We start from the raw sequence: 25,097 nt of genomic DNA, 5'->3' as shown, positions 1-25,097 counted from the left end.
TTATATCATAGGAGCTTTTTTCTGTGCAGAGCTTAAGCCATTTTATCCACCGGCATAGCCAGTGGTTTTCAACACAATAAAAAAGAGAAATTCTTTCGAATTTCTCTTTTTATCCATTATACATTGTCAATTATTAGTTGAATTCTATTCTTTCACTGAAATTTGAAATCTCTATTTCAAATAAATTTTCATTCTTTCATTTCTTAATTCTTTCACTAATTCTTAAGTTCTTCCACAGCTTTTCTTGTTATTCTAAGTTTTTCTTCTACGCCTTTTAGGTTTGTCTTTGCCATTCCTATAAACAGCATATCTATTATTGAAAGTTGTGATATTCTTGAACTCATTGCACCTTCTCTTAAAGTCTTTTCAACAAAAGGTACTTGCAGTACTATATCTGATATATCTGCTAATGTATTGTTTATACTAGCTTTTGTTATTGCAATCACTGGAACTTTAGCTTTTTTAGCATTTTCTGCACATTTTATTACTTCTTTTGTTTCTCCAGAATAAGATATAGCTATTGCTACATCACCCTTTTCCATAAGTGCTGAAGATGTAATTTGAAGATGTGTATCAGAATGTGCAATACACCTCTTATTAATTCTGCTTAACTTATAATAAAAGTCCATTCCTACCAAACTAGAAACTCCTACGCTAAATATATATATATTTTTAGCACCATTAAGAACATCTATAGCTTTTTCCAATTGATCTTCTTTTAAAATACTAATTGTTTGATTCATAATAGAATCTATAGATCTCTTTATTCCATAAATTATATTTTTCGTTGATAGATCTCCGTGTAGATATTCAAAATCCGAATCATCTTCATCACTTTGCAAGTTCAAAGATAGCTGCAATTTCATTTCATTAAGTGAGTCAAAACCTATCTTTTTTGAAAATCTTACAACTGTTGGAGCTGATGTATTTGTTACATCTCCAATTTCCTTTGCTGACATACCTATAATGCTTTTTTTATTGCTAAGCAAAAATTCAGCTATTAATTTTTCTCTATCTGTAAAGCTCTCGAAGTTCTGTTTTATATACTGCAATACGTTCATTTTCACACCCTACTATTCTTTAATTTATTTATTAACTATATTAAAATGAAATTTCTTTCCACCTTGTATATATTTTAATAAATATATATCTTTTTGTAAAACAGAAGCTACAATATTTGTTCTAAAATCTTCATCTTGATTTGTTTTTAATATTTGAAGTTCACCCATATATCTCATATATTCTTTATTATCTATTGAAATATCTCCAAATTTCTTATTTACTGTATTAAATGGCTCAATAACATCACCATTTAATATTAATCTACTTTCACTTGCTCTAATAGCATCTCTAGCCTCATCTGTTCTGGCTGTATAAACTTTATCTAAAATTCTAAGTATTACTTTATCTTTAGTTTTTACTTCTATATCCAACTCTATAGTATTTGGATATAAAGACGATAAATCCTTTAGTTCTTCTAAACTAGGAAGAGAATCTCCTATAAAAACAGATTTATTTCCTAAAGCAAATAAATGATTAGCAGCTTCTCTTACTTCCATCCCCCTATGATCTTCAAGAGTTGGCAATCCATCCTTTAATGGGCTTCTTTTTCTGTTATTTGATTGTACAAAGGCACAAGGATTTATATTTCTTTTACTAAGGATATTATTTTTATTTATCATACATTCTTCTGAAATTGCAGTTCCAACTCTTGGATAGAAATTATGTAATGCATCTACATTACTATAATCTGGTGACCATTTATCAAGTTCATCAAAGAACTCTTCTGTAATAGTTGAAGCATTTAATTGAATTTTAATTCCATATTCATTTCTACTCATTTTAGCTATATCTTCTTCACTGTAGCCAAAATCTATCCTTATAGTTTTAACTCCCATATCCCTTAAACCCTTTAAATCCATATCTTCCAAATCTAAAAATTTAAAAGTATTAGGTGATATATCACTAATTATGTCCATATCGTATTCCTTAGCTAAAGCAAAAAATTCTCTAACTTCTTTCTTTAAAACTTCATAATTAGCCTCTGGTATATGAAGAGAAGTAAAAATTCTACTAAAGCCTAAGCTATGAGCATCCTTTAGCAATTGAATATTTTCTTCCTTAGTATTATCTAATCCAAAATAAACTGAAAATCCATAACTCATATTAACACTCTCCTTAATTGAATTTATAATTAAAAGTGAACTAGTGAAAAAGTTAAGGATGGTAATTTGACACAATTGAAAATGCATAATTTAGAACTTAAAATAAAAGATTTTATCCTTAACTTTTTCACTCTTTCATTATTTATATTTTTTAAAGTTATTACTTATATCCTTCAATACCTTAGGATACATTTCTCTCCACGTTGGCCAAGCGTGAGTCCCTTGATCTTCACATTCATATTTTACATTAAATCCAAAGTTTTTAACAAAACTAATAAAGTTTTCAATGTTCTTATAATTTATTACTTCATCTGCCTTTCCATAATAAACAAAAATATCTATATCTTTTGATTTAATCTTTTTAATCAAGTTTTTATATGAATTCTCATAATACTTCTCTTCTAATGGACTCCCATAAATACTGTTATCTTTTTCTATAACATCCCAAATTGCTGGTGACATTAAACCAACTGAAGAAAACATATTACTATTACTTAATGCAATACTTAATGATCCAAATCCACCCATGGAAATTCCCGCTATAGCTCTATTATTTTTATTACTTAAAGTTCTATACTTAGAATCTATTAATGGAATTAAATCATTAATTATTGCACTCTTCATTTTAAAAGTTGGACCATCTACATAATAACTATTAAATCCATCTATAAATACTACTATCATAGGTTCAATTTCTTTATCATCTATTAATTTATCTAGTATTGATTTTGAATCTATTCTAGTTTCATCAGTTGTATTAGTAACATTTCCACCCCATCCATGTAAAACATAAAGCACTGGATACTTTTTGTTTAGCTTTTCCTCATACTCTTTAGGAAGATATACTCTATGATTCCAATGTATTTGCATCGTATCAGACCACTTAGTATCTGCTATTACTTGGGATGTCTTTTCTTCTAATTTGCTTTTAACTTCAACTTTTGTTTGCTCTATAGATTTTAAATTATTACTCATTTCACACCCTCTAAATTTATGTATTTTAGTATTAAATACTAATAAAATTTAAAATTTTATACCTTAAATTAAAAGGCTGTCCACGACAGCCTTCTAAAACACTTTCCATAACTCATCTCGCTGAGTTATTTCCCTAATTATCCTTTATAAATTATTGGTTATTTCTTATTCTACTGGATCTTCAAATCCAAGCATTGCTGTGAATAAGTATCCTGCTACATATGATACAAGTACTCCTATTAAGAAAACAAGCATCTTTCCATTTGCTATTAATAATGCAAGTGGTAATCCTGAAACTCCAATTGCAACTGATCCAACTTTGAAGAATGCCATTACAGCTCCACCAACTCCAGCTCCTAAACAAGCGCCTAAGAATGGTTTTCCTAGTGGTAAAGTTATACCATATATTAATGGTTCCCCAATTCCTAAGAATCCTGGTACTAATCCATTTTTAGCTGTCTTCTTTAATCTTTCATTTTTTGTTTTTCTAAGAACTGCTATAGTAGCTCCAACTTGAGCCATACCTGCTGTTGCTAATATTGGAAGTAATACTGTAAATCCTACATTAGCTATTAAATCTGCATGTATTGGAGTTAATGCTTGGTGCATTCCTGTCATAACTAATGGTAAGAATAACGCACCTGAAACTGCTCCTGAAATTACTGATACAAACATATTATCTGATGCAATTGTTTGAGCAACTACAGCTCCTATTGAGTCAGAAATAAATCCACCAACTGGTTGAAGAATAAATAAAGCTGCTAATACTGATAAAGTTAATGTAAGTAATGGTGTTACAAATAAATCTAACACATCTGGTACAAACTTTCTGCAAGCCTTTTCTATATAAACTGCTAAAACTACAACTAATATAACTGAAATAATACCGCCTCTACCTGGTGTTAAAGGTTTACCCAAAAGAGTAATGTTAGCTAATGTTGCTGATGAAAGTATTCCACCTAATACTCCACCCATCATTGGCATATCTGAGCCAAATTCCTTAGCTGCATTTACACCTACTAAAATTGAAAGAATTGAGAATACACCGTTACCTATAAGTCCGATAATTTGACCTGCTGTAGTTGTCTTATATGCATCGCCAAATTGTACACCACAAATATTATTAATTGCTAAAACAAGTCCGCATGCTACGAATAAAGGTATTAAAGGAATAAATACGTTTCCTAATTTTTTAAGTATATTTTTAAACTTAGTATCATTTTTTGCTTTTAATTTTTCTTTTGTTGCCTTAACAGCATCTTCTCCTAAAGCAACTGGCTTTCCAACTATTTTACTAACTTCTGCTGTTACTTTATTAACCTTACCTGGACCATATACTATTTGTAATTGTCCTTCTGCATTAACTACTCCTAAGGCACCTTCTGACTTTTTAATCTTTTCGATATCAGCCTTTGAGTAATCTCTAAGTTCTAATCTGCAGCGAGTCATACAGTTAGCTACAGATTTTATGTTTTCTTTTCCACCTACTAATTCAACTAAATTTTTAGCTATTTCAGCATTTGTCATTTTACGTCCCTCCATTTTAAATTTAAATTTTTATACATTCTTTAATGCTTCAGCTATATATCCATTATTATTATCAAGTATAGCTTTAGCTTCATCTTTATTTAGCTTTGATAATATCATAAATATTGAAAGCTTAACATCGAAGTTTGTTTCTGTTAATACTTTTTCTGCTTCTTCTCTTTGTACTCCAGTTGCTTCGCAAACTATCTTTTTTGCTCTTTCAACTAGCTTTTCATTAGTTGCTCTTACATCTACCATTAAGTTTCCATAAACTTTTCCAAGTTTAATCATTGTTCCTGTAGATAACATATTTAGAACTAATTTTTGAGCTGTTCCAGATTTTAATCTTGTTGAACCTGTTATTACTTCTGGTCCTACTACTGGAGCGATTGAAATCTTAGCTGCTTTTGAAACCTCTGAATCAGCATTACATGTAACTGCTACAGTTAATGCACCTATTTCATTTGCATAATTTAATCCACCAATTACATAAGGTGTTCTTCCTGATGCTGCTAATCCAACAACTGTATCATTTGCATTTAGATTCTTAAGCTTTAAATCCTCTACAGCTAACTCTTTTGAATCTTCAGCACCTTCTTTAGCTCTAAAAATCGCTTCTTGTCCCCCCGCTATAATTCCTTGAACTAACTCTTCTGATACTCCATATGTAGGTGGACATTCAGATGCATCTAATATTCCAAGTCTTCCTGAAGTTCCAGCACCTATATAGATTAATCTACCCCCTTTATGCATTCCTTCTACTATTCCATCTATAGCTTTTGCAATCTTTGGTAATTCTGCTTCAACTGCTTCTGCGACCTTTTTATCTTCATTATTAATTTTTTTTACCATTTCTAAGGTTGAAACCTTATCTATATCTATGGTATCTTGATTTCTACTTTCTGTTGTTAATTTTTCTAAGTTTATTTTATTCATATAAATACCTCCGAAATAAAGTATAAATTTCTAGCTTTTTGACTACGTTTTCATCACAATATTATATTATCACTATTGAAATGATATTTCAATACCTTTAGTAAAAATATTTTATTTTATTTCAGATATATGTTTTTATTAAAAATAAAAAGATTAGGATAAAGATTTCACTTCATTATCCTAATCTAATAATTTTACATAACTATTGTGCTAATTATTTGCTTATTAAATATTAAAAAATTCAGTAAACAGTTTAATAGTATAATAATTATCTTTTACAGCTGCTAACTCTCTTATAGAATGCATTGAAAGTAATGGCGCACCCATATCCATAACTGGAATTGTTAATAATGATGATGTTATTGGTCCTATAGTAGTTCCACCCCTTACATCTGATCTATTAAAGAACTTTTGATAAGGAACTCCTGCTGATTTACAAAGGCCTTCAAATATAGCTGCATTGTAACTATCAGTACTATAACTTCCTGATGCTGCAGTCTTTAATACTGGTCCATTACCTAAAACAGGTCTATTTGTTGGATCATGTTTTTCTTCAGCATTTGGATGTACAGCATGAGCTAAATCTGCAGATATCATTATTGAATTTGATAATGCTCTATGCATGCCTTCTCTATCTTTTCCTAAAGCTAACGTTATTCTTTCCAATATATTTAATAATAATGCTGAATTAGCACCTTGAGCTGTAAGGCTTCCAATTTCTTCATTATCTATACAAACCATAACCTTAGTTGATTTATTAGTTTTACTATCTATCAATGCTTTAATTCCTGCATAAACCATCCACATATCATCTAATCTTCCTGATGATATAAATTCTTCATTTAATCCTGCTAAACATCCTTTTTCTACTTCATGTAACCCTAAGTCAAAGCCTAATATTTCACTTGCATCCACCTTTAATTCTTCAGCTAAAATATTAACTAGATATCCATTTTTCTCAAACTTTTCGTTTATTAAGCTTAATAAAGGTAATGTATCCTTTTGCTTATTTACTGCAAATCCATCATTAACAGCTCTATTCATATGAATAGCAACACTTGGTATTATAAGAATTGGTTTATTAATATTAACAAGCTTAACTTCTGGATTTATAGGTGATTTACCTTTTAATGTAACTTTTCCAGCTAAACCTAATGGTCTATCAAACCATGTATAAAGTATCGGTCCACCATATCCCTCAGTATTAAGCTTTAGATACTTACCTTCTGAAACCATTTCTGGATTTGCTTTTATTCTAAATCCAGGTGAATCAGTATGAGCACCGATTAATCTAAATCCATCTTCCTCAATATCTCCATTACCAACAGTGAAAGCTATTAAAGCTGAATCATTTTTTATAACATAATACTTTCCTTCTTTTTTTAAGTCCCACTTTTCATTTTCTTTTACTTCATTAAAACCATTTGAATCTAACTCTTCTTTTATAGTTTTAACTGAATGATATGCAGTTGGACTTTTATATAAAAAGTCTATTAAATCTAATGCTAGTTGTTTTTCCATTTTAATTCCTCCTAAAGTAAAGATTAATACTATTATACCATATTTATGAAAATATACTTATGTAATAAATTACTACTTAAACTTAATGATATCTATTAATGAGGCTAATTCTTCATTTAATGGTTTAAAGTGTTAAAATATAAGTTGGTGAAGATAAATAGACTCTTGAATAAGCATATAGCGAACAATTAGAAGTACTTGGTGAAGGAAAAGCTACTAGACCTTAGTCTTGTTGGTTTGTTTGAGCGTAGCGAGTTAACCAAAACTCTTGGCCTAGTAGTTTTTCTAATTGGGAGCATGTATTGACAAAGGGTATAACGAAACGTTATATCCTTTCAAAACATTTATTTTACTTTTATTAAGAATATTTTTATATAAAATTTACTATCTATCATATATATCAAGCTTATTATTTTAGCTTTTTTAAATAGGCTCTGTTTTAAAATAATGTTGATAATATATATATTTATTATACATTTATTTGGAATATAATGCTGCAAGGAATGGAATTAATATATTAAATAATATAATTTTATTTATTAAATTTATTCTAATTGAAATAAATAAGTTTTAATATATAATAATGATTATATTTATAAAACAAATGCCAACATAGTTAAAAAATACCATTGAATAGATAACTATTTCATTGGGAAAATATTATATAGATAGGAGTGATAAGATGATTTCTAAATTTCTAGTTAAATCTTTCATTAAAAATAGTGAAAATACAAAGGATTCAAGGGTCCGTAATTCTTATGGAACCTTAGGTGGAATTGTTGGAATCATAATAAATTTTATTTTATTTTTAATAAAATTTTCAGTTGGAATGTTAGTTGGCTCTATTGCTATTTCTGCTGATGCATTTAATAATTTATCTGATGCAGCATCATCTATAATTACCATAATTGGTTTTAAAATGTCAAACAAGCCTGCTGATGCAGAGCATCCTTTTGGACATGGCAGGATAGAATATTTATCTGCTCTTTTAGTAGCCTTTATGGTAATGCTTGTAGGAGTACAATTTGTTAAATCATCTATTGAAAGAATTTTAAATCCAGAAGTCGTAACTTTTGAACTTATTCCATTTATATTACTTTTAGTTTCAATTGGTTTTAAAGTATGGTTATCATCCTTTAATAAATTTATAGGAAATAAAATAAATTCATCTGCTTTAAAAGCTGCCGCAACTGATGCACTTGGTGATGTTTTTACATCCAGTACTGTTGTAATATCATTTTTATTAGCAAAATTCACAAGCTTTCCTATTGATGGATATATAGGTGTATTTGTAGCTCTAGCTATCTTATATGCAGGTTTTGGCTTGGTAAAAGAAACATTAAATCCATTACTTGGAGAAGCTCCAGATCCTGAGCTTGTAAGTGAAATCTGTGAAAAAGTATTATCTTATCCACATATTTCAGGTGTTCATGATCTTATAGTTCATAACTATGGTCCTGGAAGAATTATAGCTTCACTACATGCCGAAATTCCATCTGATATAGATATAATGGAAATTCATAATGTGATAGATAAAGCAGAAAGAGAAGTTTCAAGAGATCTTAATTTACATTTAGTTATACACATGGATCCAATTTGTGTTATAACTGATGAAATTAAAGAAGCATGGGATTATGTTGAAAAAATACTTAGAAAATATCCTGAAATAAAATCAATGCATGATTTTAGAATAGTTGGCGAAGGTGACATTAAAAACTTAATATTCGATATAGTATTAGATGCATCAGAATCAGGTAATAAGAAGAAACAAGAAAAAATGCTAGTAGATATAAAGGATGCAATAAAAAAAGAGCACCCTCAATATAATTGTGTTATTACTATAGACTATGACTTTATGTAATTGACAATAAATAATTGAAAATTGATAATGGACAATAGATAATTAAGGAATAAACTCTAAAGGAGTTTAAGAAAGAATTCTTAATGTTAAATGTATGATATGAGAAGTGACTCTGATTTATGAGTTATGAAAGATATAAAAAGAGAAATTCTTCAGAATTTCTCTTTTTATCTTCCATTCTTTTTATAAATTTTTAAATATCGTTATTTAAATTATTCAATAGTCCTATACAGAATTTATTTATATATTACTAATTTCACCTTCAGATTTTTCTTCTAGCAAAAGCTTATTATCATATATTTTTACAAAAGGATAATAAATTATAATTGAAATTAATATACAAATTATACATAATACTACCGCTCTCCAATCACCACCTGTAGCTATAAATGCTCCAATTGGCCCTGGTAACGTCCACGGTGCAATTATTTGAACTCTAGAAACTAGTTCTAAGGTAGTAGCAAACCATGCTACAGTTGCATTAACTATAGGAATTATCAAAAATGGAATTATCAAAGTTGGATTTAATACTAATGGTGCCCCGAATACAATTGGTTCATTAATGTTAAATATGCTTGGAATAAGTGCTGTTCTTGCTAATTGATTTCCATAAGTAGACTTAGCAAATAGTAATAGTACTATAACTAATCCTATTCCTGAACCTCCCATATAAACAAACCATTGAAAGAAAGGTTCTGCTGCTATTGCTGGTAAAGCACCTCCTGCTGTTACAGCTATTTGATTTTTATCTAATAACATCAACCATACAGGTCTTGCAATTGATCCAACTATTGATGCCCCATGAATGCCAAAGCACCAGAAAAAGTTGTTTAAAAATGATAATATTAAAACGCTTAATAATGTATCGCTAGCTGATACTAGTGGACTAACTATCTTAGAGATAAATCCGTGCCAGTCAAAATTAAAATAATAAGTTATTGATCCAATTAATAATACTAAAATAGCTGCTGGTGTTAATGCTTCGAAACTTCTAGCAACTGATGCTGGTACTTGTTCTGGCATTGATATTTTAAATCCACTTCTATTTGTAAACCTAAATATTTCAACTGCTAATATTGATATTATAATACCAACAAACATTCCACCTCCTCCCATATTTGCCATTGGCATTTGAAAACCTTGAGGTAGACCTTGATACCATTTTAATAAATCTAGATTTCCATTAACAATTTCCATTAATTCCGGTGTTAATGCAGCAACACTCTTTGGAACAAGTGTTAATAAAAATGATGCTGCTGATAGTGTTCCACCAGTTACACCATCAAGTTTATAAGACTTTGATAAGCTATACCCTATTCCCCAACAAGCATATACTGTCATAATATACATTGTCATTCTAAATGGAAGTACTATAGTTGCAGCATTATCTTTTAGAGTTTTTGTAATTCCCCAATTTTCTGGCAATGGAGGATTCGCAATTATTAGAAAAAAAGACCCAACAATAATTAGTGGTAAAGTAGCAATAATCCCATCACGTATTGCACGTAAATGCCTTTGTTCAGCTAATTTAGCCATAGGTGTAGATAACCGTTTTTCTAGAAACTCAGTAAAACTCGCCATATTTTATTCCCCCTAATAAATATAATATTAATAATAAATACATATGTATAACGTTTTCATAAAAGTGTAAAAATATAAAAACACTTTTTCGTCACTACTTATTAAGTAATCTAGATTAAAACCAATAATAATATTCATTTTATTTATACTATATTAAATTAAGGTTTATACTTACTTTAAGAAAAAAAGCTGTATCAAAGTTATTATAAAATACTTAAATACAGCCATATCATCACAGATAGTTATCTAAAATAAATTTTAATTCTTTCACCATAATCCAATTAAGATGAATTATTTCTTAAAAATTTTTATTTCACTATTTAATTCAGACCAATCTGAATTACTTCCACAATTTCCTTATCAATTCTATTAATTTTTCATTTCTTCAATCACTTCTTCAGCGACTTTATTCCCTAAATTCATATATGCTAATAAGCAAGCACCTAAATCCGGGCTTAGCTTTGGTTCTACTAATTCAGCATTATATCCATTTAAATTTTCTCTTAATGGCTTAAGGATTAATTCCCCACTTTTGAATACTCCGCCTGTATATGAAACTTTAACGATATCTTCATCATAATTTTTTAATAGAGTTTTTATCATTTCTGCCATTTCTTTTGCAGCTTCATTAAAGATTGCTATTGCACCTTCATCTCCACGTTCAGCGGCATCAGAGCATAATCTAGCAAGCTTAGCTATTTCTCCTCTATCACCTTTTAATTTTTCATTTACATATGAAACTATTTCAAAATCAGTCTTTAAATCAAGTTCTTTTTTAAATATTTCATATAATGGTGCTTTTTCTACTCTTCCATCACTTTGCTTACTAAATAGTGCTAATGATTTTTTACCTATCCAATATGCTGAAGCTTCATCACCTATAGAGTAACCCCATCCACCGCATCTTAGAACTTTTTCATCTTTTAGTGCTAATGCTATTGATCCTGTTCCAGCAACAACATTTATTCCATCTTCACCAGCTAGTGCCCCTGCTATTGCAACTCTAACATCATTATTTAAGATATAGTCCATTCCATTAAATACTCTTGAAACTACTTTTGCTATTCCTTCTGCAATTTCTTTTACTATTCCATAGCCTGCTAATCCTAAATAGCTCTTTGTAATTTCTTTTTTAGAAATATTACTAGAACTTATTATTTCCTCTAATCCTTCTGTTAATAATTTTTCCAAGTTATCAAATCCAATTTGAGTTGGATGACAAGTTCCCTTTATAACTCTAGTAATAACTTTTCCATTTTCATTTATTAATGTGAAACAAGTTTTTGTTCCGCCACCATCTATCCCTAAAAAATGCATAGATTAACCTCCAATTAGTTAATTAAGTTGAAGTTGAATTTTTGCCATGGTCTAATGTACTCTAAAATAAATATTTCTTCTTCTTTTATATGACCTACAACATTTGATTTCCCACTATTTTTCATATCATTTAAAGCTATTTGTAGTTCTCCAGCATAATGTCCATATTCACTACTTTCTATAACTACATCTCCCTTTTTAATTATTTCAGGAGCATTAAATAACTTAAAGTCATGTCCTTTATACTTAACTCTACTTTGAGTAGACCTAATTAAATTATCTGAGAAATCTCCTCTATTAAAATGCATTTCTTCAAATAATATCTTTTGCTCTATTTCAGGAACTCCATCTACAAGCTCTAAATCAAAAGTTACCATATCTTTTCTCATAGAACCTAACTTTTTCATTTCCTCTTCTGTAGGATAACAATTTGATATTATTATGTCATTGATATTACCTAATGCTATTAAGTGTTTAGCTTGAACGTCTATTGGTAAGTTACGATGAATTTCTAAAGTTGGAAGTCCATCTGTAACAGGCCATGGGCCAAATGTTCCTTCATTTTGACTTGTTATAAATGCAGCTGTTCTTAATCCGTATTTATTAAATCTTTCTGTACATCTCATAAAATGATCGAAATTTAAACCACTATATCTATGTGGATAAAAATTATGACAAGCAATTAAATTATCTTTATTAGGCATATAATTCATTATTGTATCTATATAATTAGTATTATTACTCATATTAATTTCAATTTTAAGATTTTCATCATTAAATGTCATTAATGATTCCTCTGAACCAGTAAATCCCATATCTAATCTTAAGCCATCTGCTCCAATTTCCTTAAAAAAGCTTAAGTCCTTATAGCTTATTCCCAATTCATCAAACACTCTTGGACTTACGTCTACTATAATTTCAAATCCTTTTGATTTTGCATATTCATTTATTTTTTTGAAGTTCTTTTTTATATTTTCTTTAGTATCATCTACTGAAAGCAAACATGAAAATATTCTACTAAATCCATATTCACTTGCTTTATCTATATATTTATAAATTTCTTCTTCTGTAGTTTTTTCTGGATAGATTGATATTCCTAATTTTCCCATAAAATTCACCTCTTCATTTATTTTAAAATAAAGTGGTGAATTTCTTCACCACTTTAAATTATTATTTTATTAAGCTTGTTCACCTTGTTCTTCTACTAATAATTTCTTATCAAATATTTTTACAAATGGATAGTAAATTACTACTGAAATTAATATACAAATAATATTTAATACTGCTGCTCTCCAGTCTCCACCTGTTGCCATAAATGCTCCAATCGGTCCTGGTAATGTCCAAGGTGCTGTTACTACAACTCTTGATACTAAGTCTAAACTCATTGCAATCCATGATAATGTTGCAGTTACTAATGGTGTAATTATAAATGGTATTATTAATGTTGGATTTAACACTATTGGTGCACCAAATATAATTGGTTCATTAATATTGAATATTCCTGGTACTAACGCTGTTCTACCTAGTTGCTTACCATATGTAGATTTAGCAAATATAGCTAAGGCTATAACTAATCCAATTGTACATCCTGATCCTCCAACCCATATAAACCATTGGAAGAAAGGTTCTGCTGCTATTGCAGGTAATGTTTGTCCAGCAGCTGCTGCTGATGAGTTTTGTTCTAATAGAACTAACCATAATGGTCTTGCAATTGATCCAACAATTGAAACTCCATGGATACCAAATGACCAGAAGAATGTAACTAAAATTACTAGTATCCAAACACTTGGTAATGTATCAGTTGCTGATAATAATGGTTGAATTAATTTTCCTATAAATGCATGCCAATCAAATCTTGCATAATATGTAATACTTCCTATTATGAATACAACAATTGCAGTCGGTGTTAATGCTTCAAAAGATCTTGCAACTGATGGTGGTACTTGTTCTGGCATTCTTATTCTAAAATTCTTAACTGTAGTAAATCTTAAAACTTCTACAGCAAAAATTGATACTAAGATACCAACGAACATTCCGCCTCCACCTAAGTTAGCCATAGGCATCATCCATCCCATACCTTCAACACTTACAGGAACTATAGTTAATAAGAATGCTATAGCTGAAAGTACTCCTCCTGTAACCCCATCTAGTTTATAGGATTTGGCAAGACTATAACCAATTCCCCAGGTTGCGTATAAAGTCATAATGTACATTGTCATACGATAAGGTAACATTATAACCCCGTTGTTAGCTTTTAAAAATTGAGTTACTGCCCAATGTTCTGGTAGTGGTGGTATCCCTATAATAATAAATAGTGAACCAACAATAATTAATGGTAATGTAGCTATAATACCATCACGCACAGCACGTAAATGACGTTGCTCTGCTAATTTTGCCATTGGAGTAGATAATTTCTTGTCCAAGAAATCAGCAAAATTATTCATAATTTAATTCCCCCTTAATAAATAAAATAAAATAAAAAGTAAATATTATATAAAGCTTGTATAAAGCTATTAACTATTTAGCTTCTACAAGTTCTTTAACTTGTTTAAATAGCTTTGGTCCTCCTAATGGACTATAAGCTTGTGGTTGTATTAATGCACATGGAACCTTAGCTGCATCTGCATACTCTTTTAAGTAATCAAAACGATGTCTTATTTGTGGAGCAACCATTGCCACTTCATATCCATCTTTAATTTCTTCTTCAAACTCTTGTGTACTTACAGCTTTTACTTCCATATTAACGCCATTTTTTTCTGCTTCTTTCTTTAATGCATTTACTGCTATTGCACTTGACATTCCTTGTGAACATACGAATAATACTTTCATAATTAATACCTCCAAATTTTTATTTAATATTTTTATTTAATATTTTTATTTAATATTTTTATTTAATATTTTTATATACTAATAATCAATTTAACTCACTAATCGTTTTCACTAAAACTATACGTTTTCAATGAAACTTCAATAAGTCCTTTGAAACTTTAATAATTATTTATCTTTAACTTATATAAATAATCCAATATATCTCCAGAAATATGATATTATCCCGAAGGATAATGCAAATAATCCATAGTTAATCCAAAATGCTTTACAGTATCCTCTTTTGGTTTCAATAAAAAACCTTGAATAAGCAATGGCTAAACTTGTTATAAATGTATTTCCTAGTACTATTGATAAATTTAAGCTTATTCCGAATACACCTAATAACATAGGTAATATCATAGTTCCAACTATTCCACCTGCAATTATTAATAAAGCACTTTTATATCCAAAGGTTGGTATATTGTAATCCGTTTTCTTTGCTTGTAATTCACTTACACTAGACCCTTTTTTCATAAGCTTTAATACCTCCTTTAACTATAGATTCAATATATAGCTACTTATTTGATATTTTTTTATGTAGCTTTATAATATGCTCTATTAAAGTTTTAGCTTCAATAGCTGTCATTAAATGATCTTGAGCATGTACAAATAGTACTGATACTTCTGTTTTTTCTCCTCTTGCTTCAGCTTGAATTATTCCTGTTTGTATTTTATGAGCTTCACCTAAACATACATCTGCTTCTTTTAAAAGTTCTTCTGCTTTATCAAAGTCTCCTTCTTCAGCAGCTGCTAAAGCTTCATAAGCTAGCCCCTTTGCTGTACCACCTTGACTAATAATTTCAAAAATTATTACTTCCATATTTTCTTCCATAACTATTACCTCCTAAATAAGTTTACGTTTACAAATAAAACTTACCTTTATTATACACTATTATTTTTTTATTTCAACTTTTTTTTATTTTTCTGAAATTCCATTTTATAACTTATTTTTGAATCATCTCTTCTATTAGTATACATAGTATAGCCTTTCATTAGAAATAAAGTGGTGAATTTCTTCACCACTTTATTTTTTTATTAAACTGTTTGTCCTTTGCCATCATTTAATACTTTATCATTAAATTCTGTTTCACCTTTTTCTTCTTTTAAAAGCTTATTATCATACATTTTTACAAACGGATAATAAATTACTATTGAAATTAATATGCAAATTATATTTAATACCGCTGCTCTCCAGTCGTTTGTTGCCATAAAAGCTCCGATTGGTCCTGGCAATGTCCAAGGTGCTGTTACTATAACTCTTGATACTAGCCCCATTGACGTAGCAAACCAGGCCACAGTTCCAGTTATTAGTGGAGCTATTATAAATGGAATTATCAATGTTGGATTTAACACTACTGGAGCACCAAATATAATTGGCTCATTAATATTAAATATACTTGGTATTATAGCTGTTCTTGATAGTTGCTTTCCATAAGAAGATTTGGCAAATAATAATAAAACTATTGCCAAACCTATTGTACAACCTGAACCACCAATATAGATAAACCATTGGAAGAAAGGTTCTGCTGCTATTGCTGGTAGTGCATCTCCAGCTGCTAAAGCTACTTGGTTCTTATCTAATAACATTAACCATACAGGTCTTGCAATTGATCCAACTATTGATGCACCGTGAATACCAAAAGACCAAAAGAAATCTGTTAAAATTACTAATATCCAAACACTAGGTAATGTATCAGTTGCTGATACTAATGGAGCAACTAATTTAGCAATGAATCCATGCCAGTCAAAATTTGCATAGTAAGTTATTGAACCTATTAATAAAATTATAATTGCTGCAGGTGTTAAAGCTTCAAAACTTCTTGCAACTGATGGTGGAACTTGCTCAGGCATTGAAATTTTAAACCCACTCTTATTAGTAAATCTAAATATTTCAACTGCTAATATTGATACTAAAATACCAACAAACATTCCACCACCACCCATGTTTGCCATAGGCATTTGTAATCCTTGTGGAACTCCTTGATACCACTTTAATAAATCTGGATTTCCATTAACTATTTCCATTAATTCTGGTGTTAATGCAGCTACACTCTTTGGTACAAGTGTTAGTAAGAATGCTGCTGCTGATAGTGTTCCACCTGTTACACCATCAAGTTTATAAGACTTAGCTAAACTATATCCTATACCCCAACAAGCATATATTGTCATAATATACATTGTCATTCTATATGGTAGTACTATTGTAGCTGCATTTGCCTTAAGAGTTTTGTAAATTCCCCAACTTTCTGGAAGTGGAGGGTTTGCAATAATTAAGAAAAACGATCCAACAATAATTAAAGGTAAAGTAGCAATAATACCATCACGTATAGCACGCAAATGTCTTTGCTCTGCTAATTTTGCCATTGGAGTAGATAACCTTTTGTCTAAGAACTCAGTAAAACTTCCCATAAATAATTCCCCCTTAAAATAAAATTTTATATGAAACTTACATAAAGTTAATTGCCTTCTGCAAGTTCCTTAACTTGTTTTAATAACTTTGGTCCCCCTAATGGACTATAAGCTTGTGGTTGAATTAAGGCACATGGAACATTTGCAGCATCTGCATATTGCTTTAAGTAATCAAAACGATGTCTAATTTGTGGTGCGACCATTGCCACATCGTATCCGCCTTTAACTTCTTCTTCAAACTCTTGGGTACTTACAGCTTTTACTTCAATATCTACTCCATTCTTTTCTGCTTCTTTTTTTAATGCATTTACAGCTATAGCACTAGACATTCCTTGTGAGCATACAAATAAAACTTTCATAAATGATTCCTCCTAAAATAAATTAAATAAAATGAATATTTTTAAATAAACGTTTTCAAAAGACTTGTAACTACGTTACTATTAAATATAAAAATTTAAGTATTTCCATAAATACGAAATTAAAGCAAAAGATAAAGCAAAAAATAAATAGTTAATCCAGAATCCTTTACAAAATCCTCTTTTACTTTCTATAAAATATCTAGCATAAGAAATAGAAAAGCTCGTTATAAATGTATTACCTATGAAAATACTCAAACTATTACTTATCCCTAATAAACTTAATATACTTGGTATTATAATAGTTGCAATTACAGCTCCTAAAAGTATAATAAATGCACTTTTATACCCAAATGTTGGTATATTATAATCTGTCTTTTTTGCTTGCAATTCACTAACACTAAAACTTTTTCTCATAATTCTTATTACCTCTTTTAACAATTAATAAGCAAATTATTAACATCTCTTTTTGTGTAACTTTATTATATTCTTTATTAAAATTTTCTTTTTCATCAGGAACTACTCATTAGTAAGCTACCATTAACTTTTCTATCTTTATTTATTATTTCAATAATAAATACCTTCTATATTTTCTAATCCATCCCTTCTTTCATTTTTTTGATTATATTACATTTATTGTAAATTAATATAACTTTATTATACACTATTATTTTTTTATTTCAATATTCTTTTTGCATTTTGAAATTATATTTTAAAAACATATTTTAACTACATCTGACAAATTATAATAAATATTTATATTAATAAAAAAGAAGTTCTCTGAACTTCTTTTTTATTAATATTATTTGAGAATTAAACTCTTTATAAATTATTCATTTCTCATATGTTTATTTTAATATATTTTATTTTTCAATCGTCTAATACTCCGTAATATACCATTTTGTGCTTATACTTATATAATTCAATTAAGTTATCTTTAGTTTTTTCTTCATTTTCATAGTAATCTATAATATCTTTTATAGCATCATAAAATCCTAAACGAGTACTTTTCTTTAACTTCTTAATTCCATCTTTAATCAATTCACTATTTTTTTCATTTTTTCCTTTAAGTATCTCATTTTTTCCTTCTACAAATATACTTTTCGCTTGCTCAAAGCTATAACTTTTTTTATCCACACTATCGATTAAATTATCAAATTCATCTATTTTTCTTCCTCTTATATATAGATAATATTCTAGATTTGAATATGCTTTTGCTTCTCCTAAGGAAATAGCTTTAAGATAATATTCAATTGCATCTTCTTCTCTCTTATTAAATAATTTCTCTTCCGCTAACTCCCCTAGTAAGTTATATGCCTTAGCTTCATCTAAAATTAATAACTCTTCTATATATTCATTTGCTTTGCTATTAGATATCTCTACCCCTATCCCTTTTGAATAATAATAAGCAAGCTTTAAATTTCCTTCGACTATATTTATTTCCCTTAGAAGATATGCCCCCTCTAATGCCTTCTTATAATCTTTTTCTATTCCTATTCCCTTTTCATGAATTTCTATTATGTTTAATAATGCTTCAGTATTATATTCTTCTGCTGCTTTTTTATACCATTCTATAGCTTCTTTTGAGTTTGCCTTAACAAATATTCCATGCTTATACCAATTTCCAAGCTTTAGCATAGCTTTTTGAGATCCTTTTTCTGCAGCCTTTATAAAATACTTAAAAGCTTCCTCATTATTTTTTTCTACACCAAATCCATACACATGAAGTAATCCATAATAATATATAGCTTCTACCATCTCATTTTCCATAGCATAATTTATATATTCTAATAATTCATCTTCATTTATTTCTTTATCATTTAATAAATCAATTAGATACTCACTTGCAAGAGCTTCTGCTGCATAATATGATCCCTTTTCATAAGCCTTTTTTAAATATTCTAATCCTTTTTCTCTATTATCATTTAAATATGCAACTCCAATTACATACAAAGAATGAGGATCTTCACCTTCTATGGCAGCCTTCATATAAGTTAATGCTTTTTTCTTATCTATTTCAACTCCATCTCCGTTATAATACATTATTCCAAGTCTTTGAGTTGATTTTAAATCTCCATTGCCATGGCCCTTTAAATAATTTACTAATGCCATCTTTATATTATTATCTTCTTCATATAACTTACCAAGCTTATAATATAGGGATATATTTCCTGCTTCTATACTTTTATCATATAGTGAAAAGGCTTTTTCTCTGTCTTCATCTACATATAGACCCCAATAATACATATCTCCTAGGCTCTCTAGACAATTCATATCATCTTTTTCTACACCTTTTGATAAATAAAAGAAGGCTTTTTTATAATTAGTCTCTATAGCATTCCCTTCCAAATAAGATTGTCCTAAAATATAATAAGAGTCTTCAAAATCATTTTCTGCTGACTCTTCTAACCAGTAGTATGCTTTAAACACACTTTTCTCGCATCCTTCTCCATTCTTATAAAGATATGATAGTGCATATTGAGCTGGCGCAAATCCATTTTCTGCTGCTTCTCTATACCATTTAAATGAATACTCTAAGTTTTTTTCCACCTCTTCTCCTATGAAATACATATATCCTAATGAATATTGAGCAAATGCATTTCCTTTTAAGGCTGCCTTCTTATACCAATATAAGGCTTTTTCAATATCTTTTTCGCATCCATATCCCTTTTCCCAAAATAATCCGAGATAGCTTTCAGCATATTCACTACCTTCTTCTGCTGCCTTCTCAAAATATTCTTTTGCTTTATAATAATCCTTTTCAACGTCTTTTCCTAAATAATACATTTCCCCAGCTAATAAGTACTCTTCTACTGAATTAATCTCATCATCATCTTCTTCTTCATATTCAACTTCATTTACTGAGTTTAATAAATCAATTTCATCATTATCTTCATCCAATTCATCATAGTTTAAATACTTATCAAATATCTTTTTTTCATAGTCTGCTAATTTATCATAAAATAGAGAATAATCCTCTTCTCCACAATTAATAACTAGCCAAACACAAGTTTCATAAATGACTTTTTGATCATTTAATAATTCTGCAAATTCCTTCTTCTTATTCATACTTACATCATCATCATCTAATATATCTTTTATATAATATAAGTCCTCTACATAATTAACTAGACACTTCATAAGTTCATATGGAATTATATCCTTTCTAGATAAATATTCAATATTTTCTACCAATGAGTTCTCACTATTATAAAACAACTTATTATTTAAATGTATTGTTATAATTATTTGATTAATTATTTTTACTAGCTTTGAGCATACTATTTTATAATCTTTTTCTTCACCTATTTTGTTTAAAATATAATACAAATCTCTAAATTCAAGTAATAAAAAATTGAAGTCAAATTTAAGTTTCATCATTCCCCCATAAACTATCTATTTAATTTCTTATTTATATTTTATTTATAGGAAAACTTTTATAGAACTTATTAGTTGCGAAAGAATTAAAGAATGAAAAAATGAAAGAATTAAGGAGATACTTCAGACAAGCTGAATTATGAAATGAGGTTGTTTATAGATTACTCTACAAAAACACAGGAAGAGTAAAAAGTTAAAAGTGAAAGAGTAAAAAGTTTAGGATGTTTTAGTGCGTAAAACTTAAAATTCAATTTGTACGCAGCACTTTTCATTCAAAATCCCTTAGGGATTTTTTCCTTCACTCTTTCATTCTTTCACTTTTTCATTCTTTTTAGCTTCACCATTTAAAATTACTAATTGTAGAATTAATCTCATTAATGATATGTATTAAATTGTATTCGAAATTATATAAAAATCGGAAAGTTAATACATATCATTAAGTTTAATTCTACTCTTCTTCCCAGCTTAAAGATCTCTTGACTGCTTTTTTCCAGCCCTTATAATACTTATCAACTTTTTCTTTATCAAGTTTAGCTTCAAATTCATCTGCCATATGCCAGAACTTTTTAACTTCTTCTTTGTCCTTCCAGAAACCTACTGCAATACCTGCTAAGTAAGCTGCTCCTAGAGCTGTTGTTTCTGATATTATAGGTCTTATAACATTCTTTCCTAATATATCTGCTTGGAATTGCATTAAGAATTTATTTCTGCTTGCTCCTCCATCTACTTTTATATTCTTAAGGTCAGATCCTATATCTTCCTTCATTGCATCTATAAGATCCCTTGTTTGATATGCTATAGATTCAAGGGCAGCTCTTATAAGATGATTTCTGTTGCTTCCTCTAGTTAATCCAAGTATTGCTCCTCTAGCATACATATCCCAATGAGGTGCTCCAAGACCAACAAATGCTGGTACTATATAGACCCCTCCATTATCATCAACTTTAGATGCAAAATATTCAGTATCTGCTGAATCGTTTACCACTCTAAGTTCATCTCTTAGCCATTGAACAACGGCACCACCAACAAATACAGATCCTTCTAAAGCATATTGTACTTTTCCATCAATACCTATTGCTATTGTAGTTAAAAGTCCATTTTTGCTTTCTACCATTTCTTCTCCAGTATTCATTAATAAGAAGCAGCCTGTTCCATAAGTATTCTTAGCTTCACCTTTTTCAAAACAAGTTTGCCCAAATAAAGCTGCTTGTTGATCTCCTGCAATACCTGCTATAGGAACATCTGTATTGCCTCCAAGATTTACATATCCATAAACTTCAGATGAATTTCTAACTTCAGGTAACATTGATTTAGGTATATCTAATTCTTCTAGTATTTTTTCATCCCATTTTAATTCTTTTATGTTATAAAGCATAGTTCTAGATGCATTAGTGTAATCTGTAATATGAACTTTACCATTAGTTAACTTCCATACAAGCCATGTATCTACAGTTCCAAATAAAAGTTCTCCTCTTTCAGCCTTTTCTCTTGCACCTTCTACATTATCAAGGATCCATTTAATCTTAGTTCCAGAGAAGTAGGCATCTACAACTAATCCTGTATTTTTCTTAATATAATCTTCCCATCCATTAGCTTTTAAATTATCACATATATCAGCTGTTCTTCTACATTGCCATACTATTGCATTATAAATAGGTTTTCCTGTGCTCTTTTCCCAAACAATTGTAGTTTCTCTTTGATTTGTTATACCTATAGCTGCAACATCATCTCTATCTATATTAGTTTTAGCTATGACTTCTTGAAGAACCCCATATTGAGTTGCCCATATTTCTACTGGATCATGTTCAACCCATCCTTCTTTAGGATAAATTTGTGTAAATTCTTTTTGGCTTATCCCTATAATATTTTGTTCCTTGTCAAATACAATTGCTCTTGAACTTGTTGTTCCTTGATCTAATGCTATAATATACTTTCCCATAATCATCTCTCCCCTTATATTAAAATTCTATAATCTAATAATAAAATCAAATACTAAACTTCCAAAAACTCCTCCAAGTATAGGTGCTAAAACTGGTATCCAAGCATAACTCCAATCTGAATCAATTTTATTCTTCATAGGCAAAATAGCATGTACTATTCTTGGACCTAAATCTCTAGCTGGATTTATAGCATACCCTGTTGTACCACCAAGGGATAAGCCTATTGCCCAGACTAATATACCTACTAAAAATGATCCCATAATTCCTACTGTTCCTATTATTTCTCCACCTGAACTTTGGAAAGTAGTCTTGAACACTTCACTATAAGTTATTCCTCTTATTCCTATTAATAATACAAAAGTACCAGTAAATTCGCAAATGAAATTATAAAGATTACTTCTTATTGCTGGTGCTGTACAAAATGTTCCTCTAACGTCCTCTCCATTTGAAGTTTCATCATAGTGTAATTTGTAATTAAGATAAACAACAATCATTCCAGCCATTGCTCCTAACATTTGACAGATGATGTATCCTGGTACTTGACTCCATTCAAATAAACCTGATGAAGCTAGTGCGATAGTTACTGCTGGATTTAAATGAGCTCCACCCATCCATCCTGTAATATAGGCTGCTATTGCTACAGCGAACCCCCATCCTGCTGTAATAACAATCCAACCTGAAGAATTCCCCTTAGTCTTTCTAAGCACTACATTTGCTACTACTCCATTACCAAGTAGTATCAAAATAAGAGTACCTATGAATTCTGAAAAATAAGCTTGCATTTTGCTCTCCCCTTTATTAAATTTTTTATAAAAAAAACTACATAAGATCGCAAAAAACAATCCTATGTAGCTTTCTCTCCAATTCTCTGCTTCTACATATACCAAATTTCTTTTTTAGTTGTAGATATACATGTTGCACCACTTTTTAATGTCTCCATTACGTCTTCCTTATCAGAAATTAATCCTCCAGCTATTAAAGGTTTATTAAGGCTTAAGGAAAGTTCCTTAATTATCTTAAAAAGTAGTCCTGGAAGAATTTCTACAGCATCGCATTCTTCTACTAAATGGTTCTTCATATTCTCTTTAGATAAACTATCTATCATAAATACTCTCTGAATTGCTATAAATCCAAGTTTTTTACCTGCTCTTATCATTTGAGGTTTTGTACTAATTATTCCTTGAAACTTTGTATTTTCTTTAATAAATTTCAAAGCTATCTCTTTACTAGAAATTCCCTCAACTAAATCAACATGCAAAATTCCAATCTTTCTATGTTTAAATATCTTTTCACTTAAATTTTTAATGTTTAATATGTCTCCGAATAAAATAAAAATAACTTGTATATCGCTTTGCAGTGCTAAGTCTAACTCCTTCTCATCCTTAACAGCTGCTACTATTGGATTATCTTCCAAAACCCTTTTAAAATTATTCATTTCATCCCCATCCTTTTGTAATCATTTACACCAGTGGCATAATTATATCAGCATTATGCACAACTAGCAATTATAATAACTATTAATTTAAATAAATAGATATTAAACAAAAAAGAGCTTAGCAAAAAAGAGGGTATATCCCAAATTTGTGCTTAACTCTATTATCTCTTGCACTTAATATTCAATTTATTATACCTTTATTTTCTATATTTTTATTCTATCATTATTTTTTGTACTTTACTATACATTTTTTAAATATTTAATATTTACTTAAACATGCAATAAGAACTGCAATCATAATTCCTATAAATGCGGGAATCAAAATAAATCCAAATATGCGTCTTCCTTCCTTATGCGCAAAGTTAATAGTTACTCCTTTACCATTTTTTCTATCAACCACTTCTGAAGGATCTTCTGGATTATAGTAGAAAACACCAAACTTCCAATACCTAGAATCATTGTCCTTATTCATTAGAAAGTTACCCTCTTATCTTTTCTTTACTACACCTCTATATACTATATTATTATACATTAATCTTTATTCTAAATATACAATATATTGTATTTATTTATATATCTAACACTTTTTGAATATCTTAGTAATATTAATTTATTAATATTATCAATTTCTTACTAAAGAATAGAAATACTTTTGTTACTTATTCTATTACTCTACTTAAAATTAATGTAACTAATTTTCTCAATTTTATAAGAAGTAACTATCCTTATAACAAAATCTATCCCTATAACAAGTCATGTACCACCAGCTTAGCTGGTGGCTTGATTAAGCCCTATAAGGGCATGATACTGGCGGCACTACTCGTGCTC

22 protein-coding genes are annotated in these 25,097 nt (G+C 29.3%); 1 reads left to right on the top strand and 21 read right to left on the bottom strand.

Annotated features, from left to right (window positions below):
- Positions 1-215: 215 nt before the first annotated feature.
- From I2A75_RS17075 to I2A75_RS17050, 6 genes are all read right to left on the bottom strand, one after another.
- Complete coding sequence (locus tag I2A75_RS17075; protein WP_195266805.1) at positions 216-1,061, bottom strand: MurR/RpiR family transcriptional regulator; 846 nt, start codon at positions 1,059-1,061, stop codon at positions 216-218.
- Positions 1,062-1,085: 24 nt separating this feature from the next.
- Positions 1,086-2,165, bottom strand: coding sequence for a MupG family TIM beta-alpha barrel fold protein (locus I2A75_RS17070; protein WP_195266804.1), 1,080 nt, complete (start codon positions 2,163-2,165; stop codon positions 1,086-1,088).
- Between the two features lie 138 nt (positions 2,166-2,303).
- Positions 2,304-3,140, bottom strand: a complete 837-nt coding sequence (locus tag I2A75_RS17065) for an alpha/beta hydrolase-fold protein (RefSeq protein WP_195266803.1) — start codon at positions 3,138-3,140, stop codon at positions 2,304-2,306.
- Positions 3,141-3,305: 165 nt separating this feature from the next.
- Entirely contained in the window at positions 3,306-4,667 is a 1,362-nt protein-coding gene (locus I2A75_RS17060) for a PTS transporter subunit EIIC (RefSeq protein WP_195266802.1), read from the bottom strand.
- 30 nt (positions 4,668-4,697) lie between these two features.
- Positions 4,698-5,603, bottom strand: a complete 906-nt coding sequence (gene murQ, locus I2A75_RS17055) for an N-acetylmuramic acid 6-phosphate etherase (protein ID WP_195266801.1) — start codon at positions 5,601-5,603, stop codon at positions 4,698-4,700.
- Positions 5,604-5,828: 225 nt separating this feature from the next.
- Complete coding sequence (locus I2A75_RS17050; protein WP_195266800.1) at positions 5,829-7,124, bottom strand: M18 family aminopeptidase; 1,296 nt, start codon at positions 7,122-7,124, stop codon at positions 5,829-5,831.
- Positions 7,125-7,806: 682 nt separating this feature from the next.
- Here I2A75_RS17050 and I2A75_RS17045 point away from each other — a divergent pair.
- Positions 7,807-8,985 carry a cation diffusion facilitator family transporter gene (locus I2A75_RS17045; protein ID WP_195266799.1) on the top strand — a complete coding sequence of 393 codons (1,179 nt, stop codon included), beginning with the start codon at positions 7,807-7,809 and terminating at the stop codon, positions 8,983-8,985.
- 240 nt (positions 8,986-9,225) lie between these two features.
- On the opposite strand, the gene I2A75_RS17040 is transcribed toward I2A75_RS17045, so the two are convergent.
- From I2A75_RS17040 to I2A75_RS16970, 15 genes are all read right to left on the bottom strand, one after another.
- A complete protein-coding gene (locus I2A75_RS17040; protein ID WP_195266798.1) occupies positions 9,226-10,566 on the bottom strand; it encodes a PTS transporter subunit EIIC in 1,341 nt (446 codons plus the stop codon).
- Positions 10,567-10,935: 369 nt separating this feature from the next.
- The gene (locus tag I2A75_RS17035; RefSeq protein WP_195266797.1) at positions 10,936-11,883 is read right to left on the bottom strand and encodes a BadF/BadG/BcrA/BcrD ATPase family protein; all 948 of its coding nucleotides are present in this window, start codon (positions 11,881-11,883) and stop codon (positions 10,936-10,938) included.
- 14 nt (positions 11,884-11,897) lie between these two features.
- The gene (locus I2A75_RS17030) at positions 11,898-12,992 is read right to left on the bottom strand and encodes a MupG family TIM beta-alpha barrel fold protein (RefSeq protein ID WP_195266796.1); all 1,095 of its coding nucleotides are present in this window, start codon (positions 12,990-12,992) and stop codon (positions 11,898-11,900) included.
- Between the two features lie 69 nt (positions 12,993-13,061).
- Complete coding sequence (locus I2A75_RS17025) at positions 13,062-14,327, bottom strand: PTS sugar transporter subunit IIC (RefSeq protein ID WP_195266795.1); 1,266 nt, start codon at positions 14,325-14,327, stop codon at positions 13,062-13,064.
- Positions 14,328-14,400: 73 nt separating this feature from the next.
- Complete coding sequence (locus tag I2A75_RS17020) at positions 14,401-14,712, bottom strand: PTS sugar transporter subunit IIB (protein WP_195266794.1); 312 nt, start codon at positions 14,710-14,712, stop codon at positions 14,401-14,403.
- A 180-nt stretch (positions 14,713-14,892) separates the two neighbouring features.
- Positions 14,893-15,225: a hypothetical protein gene (locus I2A75_RS17015; protein ID WP_195266793.1), complete on the bottom strand. Its 333-nt coding sequence runs from the start codon at positions 15,223-15,225 to the stop codon at positions 14,893-14,895.
- Positions 15,226-15,265: 40 nt separating this feature from the next.
- Positions 15,266-15,583 (bottom strand): PTS lactose/cellobiose transporter subunit IIA, encoded by a 318-nt coding sequence (locus I2A75_RS17010; protein ID WP_195266792.1) that lies wholly within the window; start codon positions 15,581-15,583, stop codon positions 15,266-15,268.
- A 203-nt stretch (positions 15,584-15,786) separates the two neighbouring features.
- Positions 15,787-17,160 (bottom strand): PTS sugar transporter subunit IIC, encoded by a 1,374-nt coding sequence (locus I2A75_RS17005; protein ID WP_195266791.1) that lies wholly within the window; start codon positions 17,158-17,160, stop codon positions 15,787-15,789.
- A gap of 47 nt (positions 17,161-17,207) precedes the next feature.
- Positions 17,208-17,519 (bottom strand): PTS sugar transporter subunit IIB, encoded by a 312-nt coding sequence (locus I2A75_RS17000; protein WP_195266790.1) that lies wholly within the window; start codon positions 17,517-17,519, stop codon positions 17,208-17,210.
- Positions 17,520-17,600: 81 nt separating this feature from the next.
- Positions 17,601-17,933 carry a hypothetical protein gene (locus I2A75_RS16995; RefSeq protein ID WP_195266789.1) on the bottom strand — a complete coding sequence of 111 codons (333 nt, stop codon included), beginning with the start codon at positions 17,931-17,933 and terminating at the stop codon, positions 17,601-17,603.
- A gap of 453 nt (positions 17,934-18,386) precedes the next feature.
- Complete coding sequence (locus I2A75_RS16990) at positions 18,387-20,894, bottom strand: tetratricopeptide repeat protein (protein WP_195266788.1); 2,508 nt, start codon at positions 20,892-20,894, stop codon at positions 18,387-18,389.
- A 448-nt stretch (positions 20,895-21,342) separates the two neighbouring features.
- Positions 21,343-22,833 carry a glycerol kinase GlpK gene (gene glpK / locus I2A75_RS16985; RefSeq protein ID WP_195266787.1) on the bottom strand — a complete coding sequence of 497 codons (1,491 nt, stop codon included), beginning with the start codon at positions 22,831-22,833 and terminating at the stop codon, positions 21,343-21,345.
- A gap of 27 nt (positions 22,834-22,860) precedes the next feature.
- Positions 22,861-23,616 (bottom strand): MIP/aquaporin family protein, encoded by a 756-nt coding sequence (locus I2A75_RS16980; protein WP_195266786.1) that lies wholly within the window; start codon positions 23,614-23,616, stop codon positions 22,861-22,863.
- 92 nt (positions 23,617-23,708) lie between these two features.
- Positions 23,709-24,269 carry a glycerol-3-phosphate responsive antiterminator gene (locus tag I2A75_RS16975; RefSeq protein ID WP_195266785.1) on the bottom strand — a complete coding sequence of 187 codons (561 nt, stop codon included), beginning with the start codon at positions 24,267-24,269 and terminating at the stop codon, positions 23,709-23,711.
- 259 nt (positions 24,270-24,528) lie between these two features.
- On the bottom strand, positions 24,529-24,741 hold the full coding sequence (locus I2A75_RS16970) for a DUF5808 domain-containing protein (RefSeq protein ID WP_195266784.1): 213 nt from the start codon (positions 24,739-24,741) through the stop codon (positions 24,529-24,531).
- Positions 24,742-25,097 lie beyond the last annotated feature (356 nt).

The sequence above is a fragment of the Clostridium sp. 1001275B_160808_H3 genome (assembly GCF_015550425.1).
GTDB lineage: Bacteria > Bacillota > Clostridia > Clostridiales > Clostridiaceae > Clostridium.
This window is presented reverse-complemented; position numbering and strand designations above follow the sequence as displayed.

Bases quoted from the DNA above. Each gene is read 5' to 3' on its own strand.
- I2A75_RS17005 (WP_195266791.1), bottom strand. From the start codon at position 17,160: ATGGGAAGTTTTACTGAGTTCTTAGACAAAAGGTTATCTACTCCAATG.
- murQ (WP_195266801.1), bottom strand. From the start codon at position 5,603: ATGAATAAAATAAACTTAGAAAAATTAACAACAGAAAGTAGAAATCAA.
- I2A75_RS17000 (WP_195266790.1), bottom strand. From the start codon at position 17,519: ATGAAAGTTTTATTTGTATGCTCACAAGGAATGTCTAGTGCTATAGCT.
- I2A75_RS17040 (WP_195266798.1), bottom strand. From the start codon at position 10,566: ATGGCGAGTTTTACTGAGTTTCTAGAAAAACGGTTATCTACACCTATG.
- I2A75_RS17030 (WP_195266796.1), bottom strand. From the start codon at position 12,992: ATGGGAAAATTAGGAATATCAATCTATCCAGAAAAAACTACAGAAGAA.
- I2A75_RS16975 (WP_195266785.1), bottom strand. From the start codon at position 24,269: ATGAATAATTTTAAAAGGGTTTTGGAAGATAATCCAATAGTAGCAGCT.
- I2A75_RS17050 (WP_195266800.1), bottom strand. From the start codon at position 7,124: ATGGAAAAACAACTAGCATTAGATTTAATAGACTTTTTATATAAAAGT.
- I2A75_RS16970 (WP_195266784.1), bottom strand. From the start codon at position 24,741: ATGAATAAGGACAATGATTCTAGGTATTGGAAGTTTGGTGTTTTCTAC.
- I2A75_RS17070 (WP_195266804.1), bottom strand. From the start codon at position 2,165: ATGAGTTATGGATTTTCAGTTTATTTTGGATTAGATAATACTAAGGAA.
- I2A75_RS17020 (WP_195266794.1), bottom strand. From the start codon at position 14,712: ATGAAAGTATTATTCGTATGTTCACAAGGAATGTCAAGTGCAATAGCA.
- I2A75_RS17065 (WP_195266803.1), bottom strand. From the start codon at position 3,140: ATGAGTAATAATTTAAAATCTATAGAGCAAACAAAAGTTGAAGTTAAA.
- I2A75_RS17015 (WP_195266793.1), bottom strand. From the start codon at position 15,225: ATGAAAAAAGGGTCTAGTGTAAGTGAATTACAAGCAAAGAAAACGGAT.
- glpK (WP_195266787.1), bottom strand. From the start codon at position 22,833: ATGGGAAAGTATATTATAGCATTAGATCAAGGAACAACAAGTTCAAGA.
- I2A75_RS17010 (WP_195266792.1), bottom strand. From the start codon at position 15,583: ATGGAAGAAAATATGGAAGTAATAATTTTTGAAATTATTAGTCAAGGT.
- I2A75_RS17060 (WP_195266802.1), bottom strand. From the start codon at position 4,667: ATGACAAATGCTGAAATAGCTAAAAATTTAGTTGAATTAGTAGGTGGA.
- I2A75_RS16980 (WP_195266786.1), bottom strand. From the start codon at position 23,616: ATGCAAGCTTATTTTTCAGAATTCATAGGTACTCTTATTTTGATACTA.
- I2A75_RS16990 (WP_195266788.1), bottom strand. From the start codon at position 20,894: ATGAAACTTAAATTTGACTTCAATTTTTTATTACTTGAATTTAGAGAT.
- I2A75_RS17025 (WP_195266795.1), bottom strand. From the start codon at position 14,327: ATGAATAATTTTGCTGATTTCTTGGACAAGAAATTATCTACTCCAATG.
- I2A75_RS16995 (WP_195266789.1), bottom strand. From the start codon at position 17,933: ATGAGAAAAAGTTTTAGTGTTAGTGAATTGCAAGCAAAAAAGACAGAT.
- I2A75_RS17075 (WP_195266805.1), bottom strand. From the start codon at position 1,061: ATGAACGTATTGCAGTATATAAAACAGAACTTCGAGAGCTTTACAGAT.
- I2A75_RS17045 (WP_195266799.1), top strand. From the start codon at position 7,807: ATGATTTCTAAATTTCTAGTTAAATCTTTCATTAAAAATAGTGAAAAT.
- I2A75_RS17035 (WP_195266797.1), bottom strand. From the start codon at position 11,883: ATGCATTTTTTAGGGATAGATGGTGGCGGAACAAAAACTTGTTTCACA.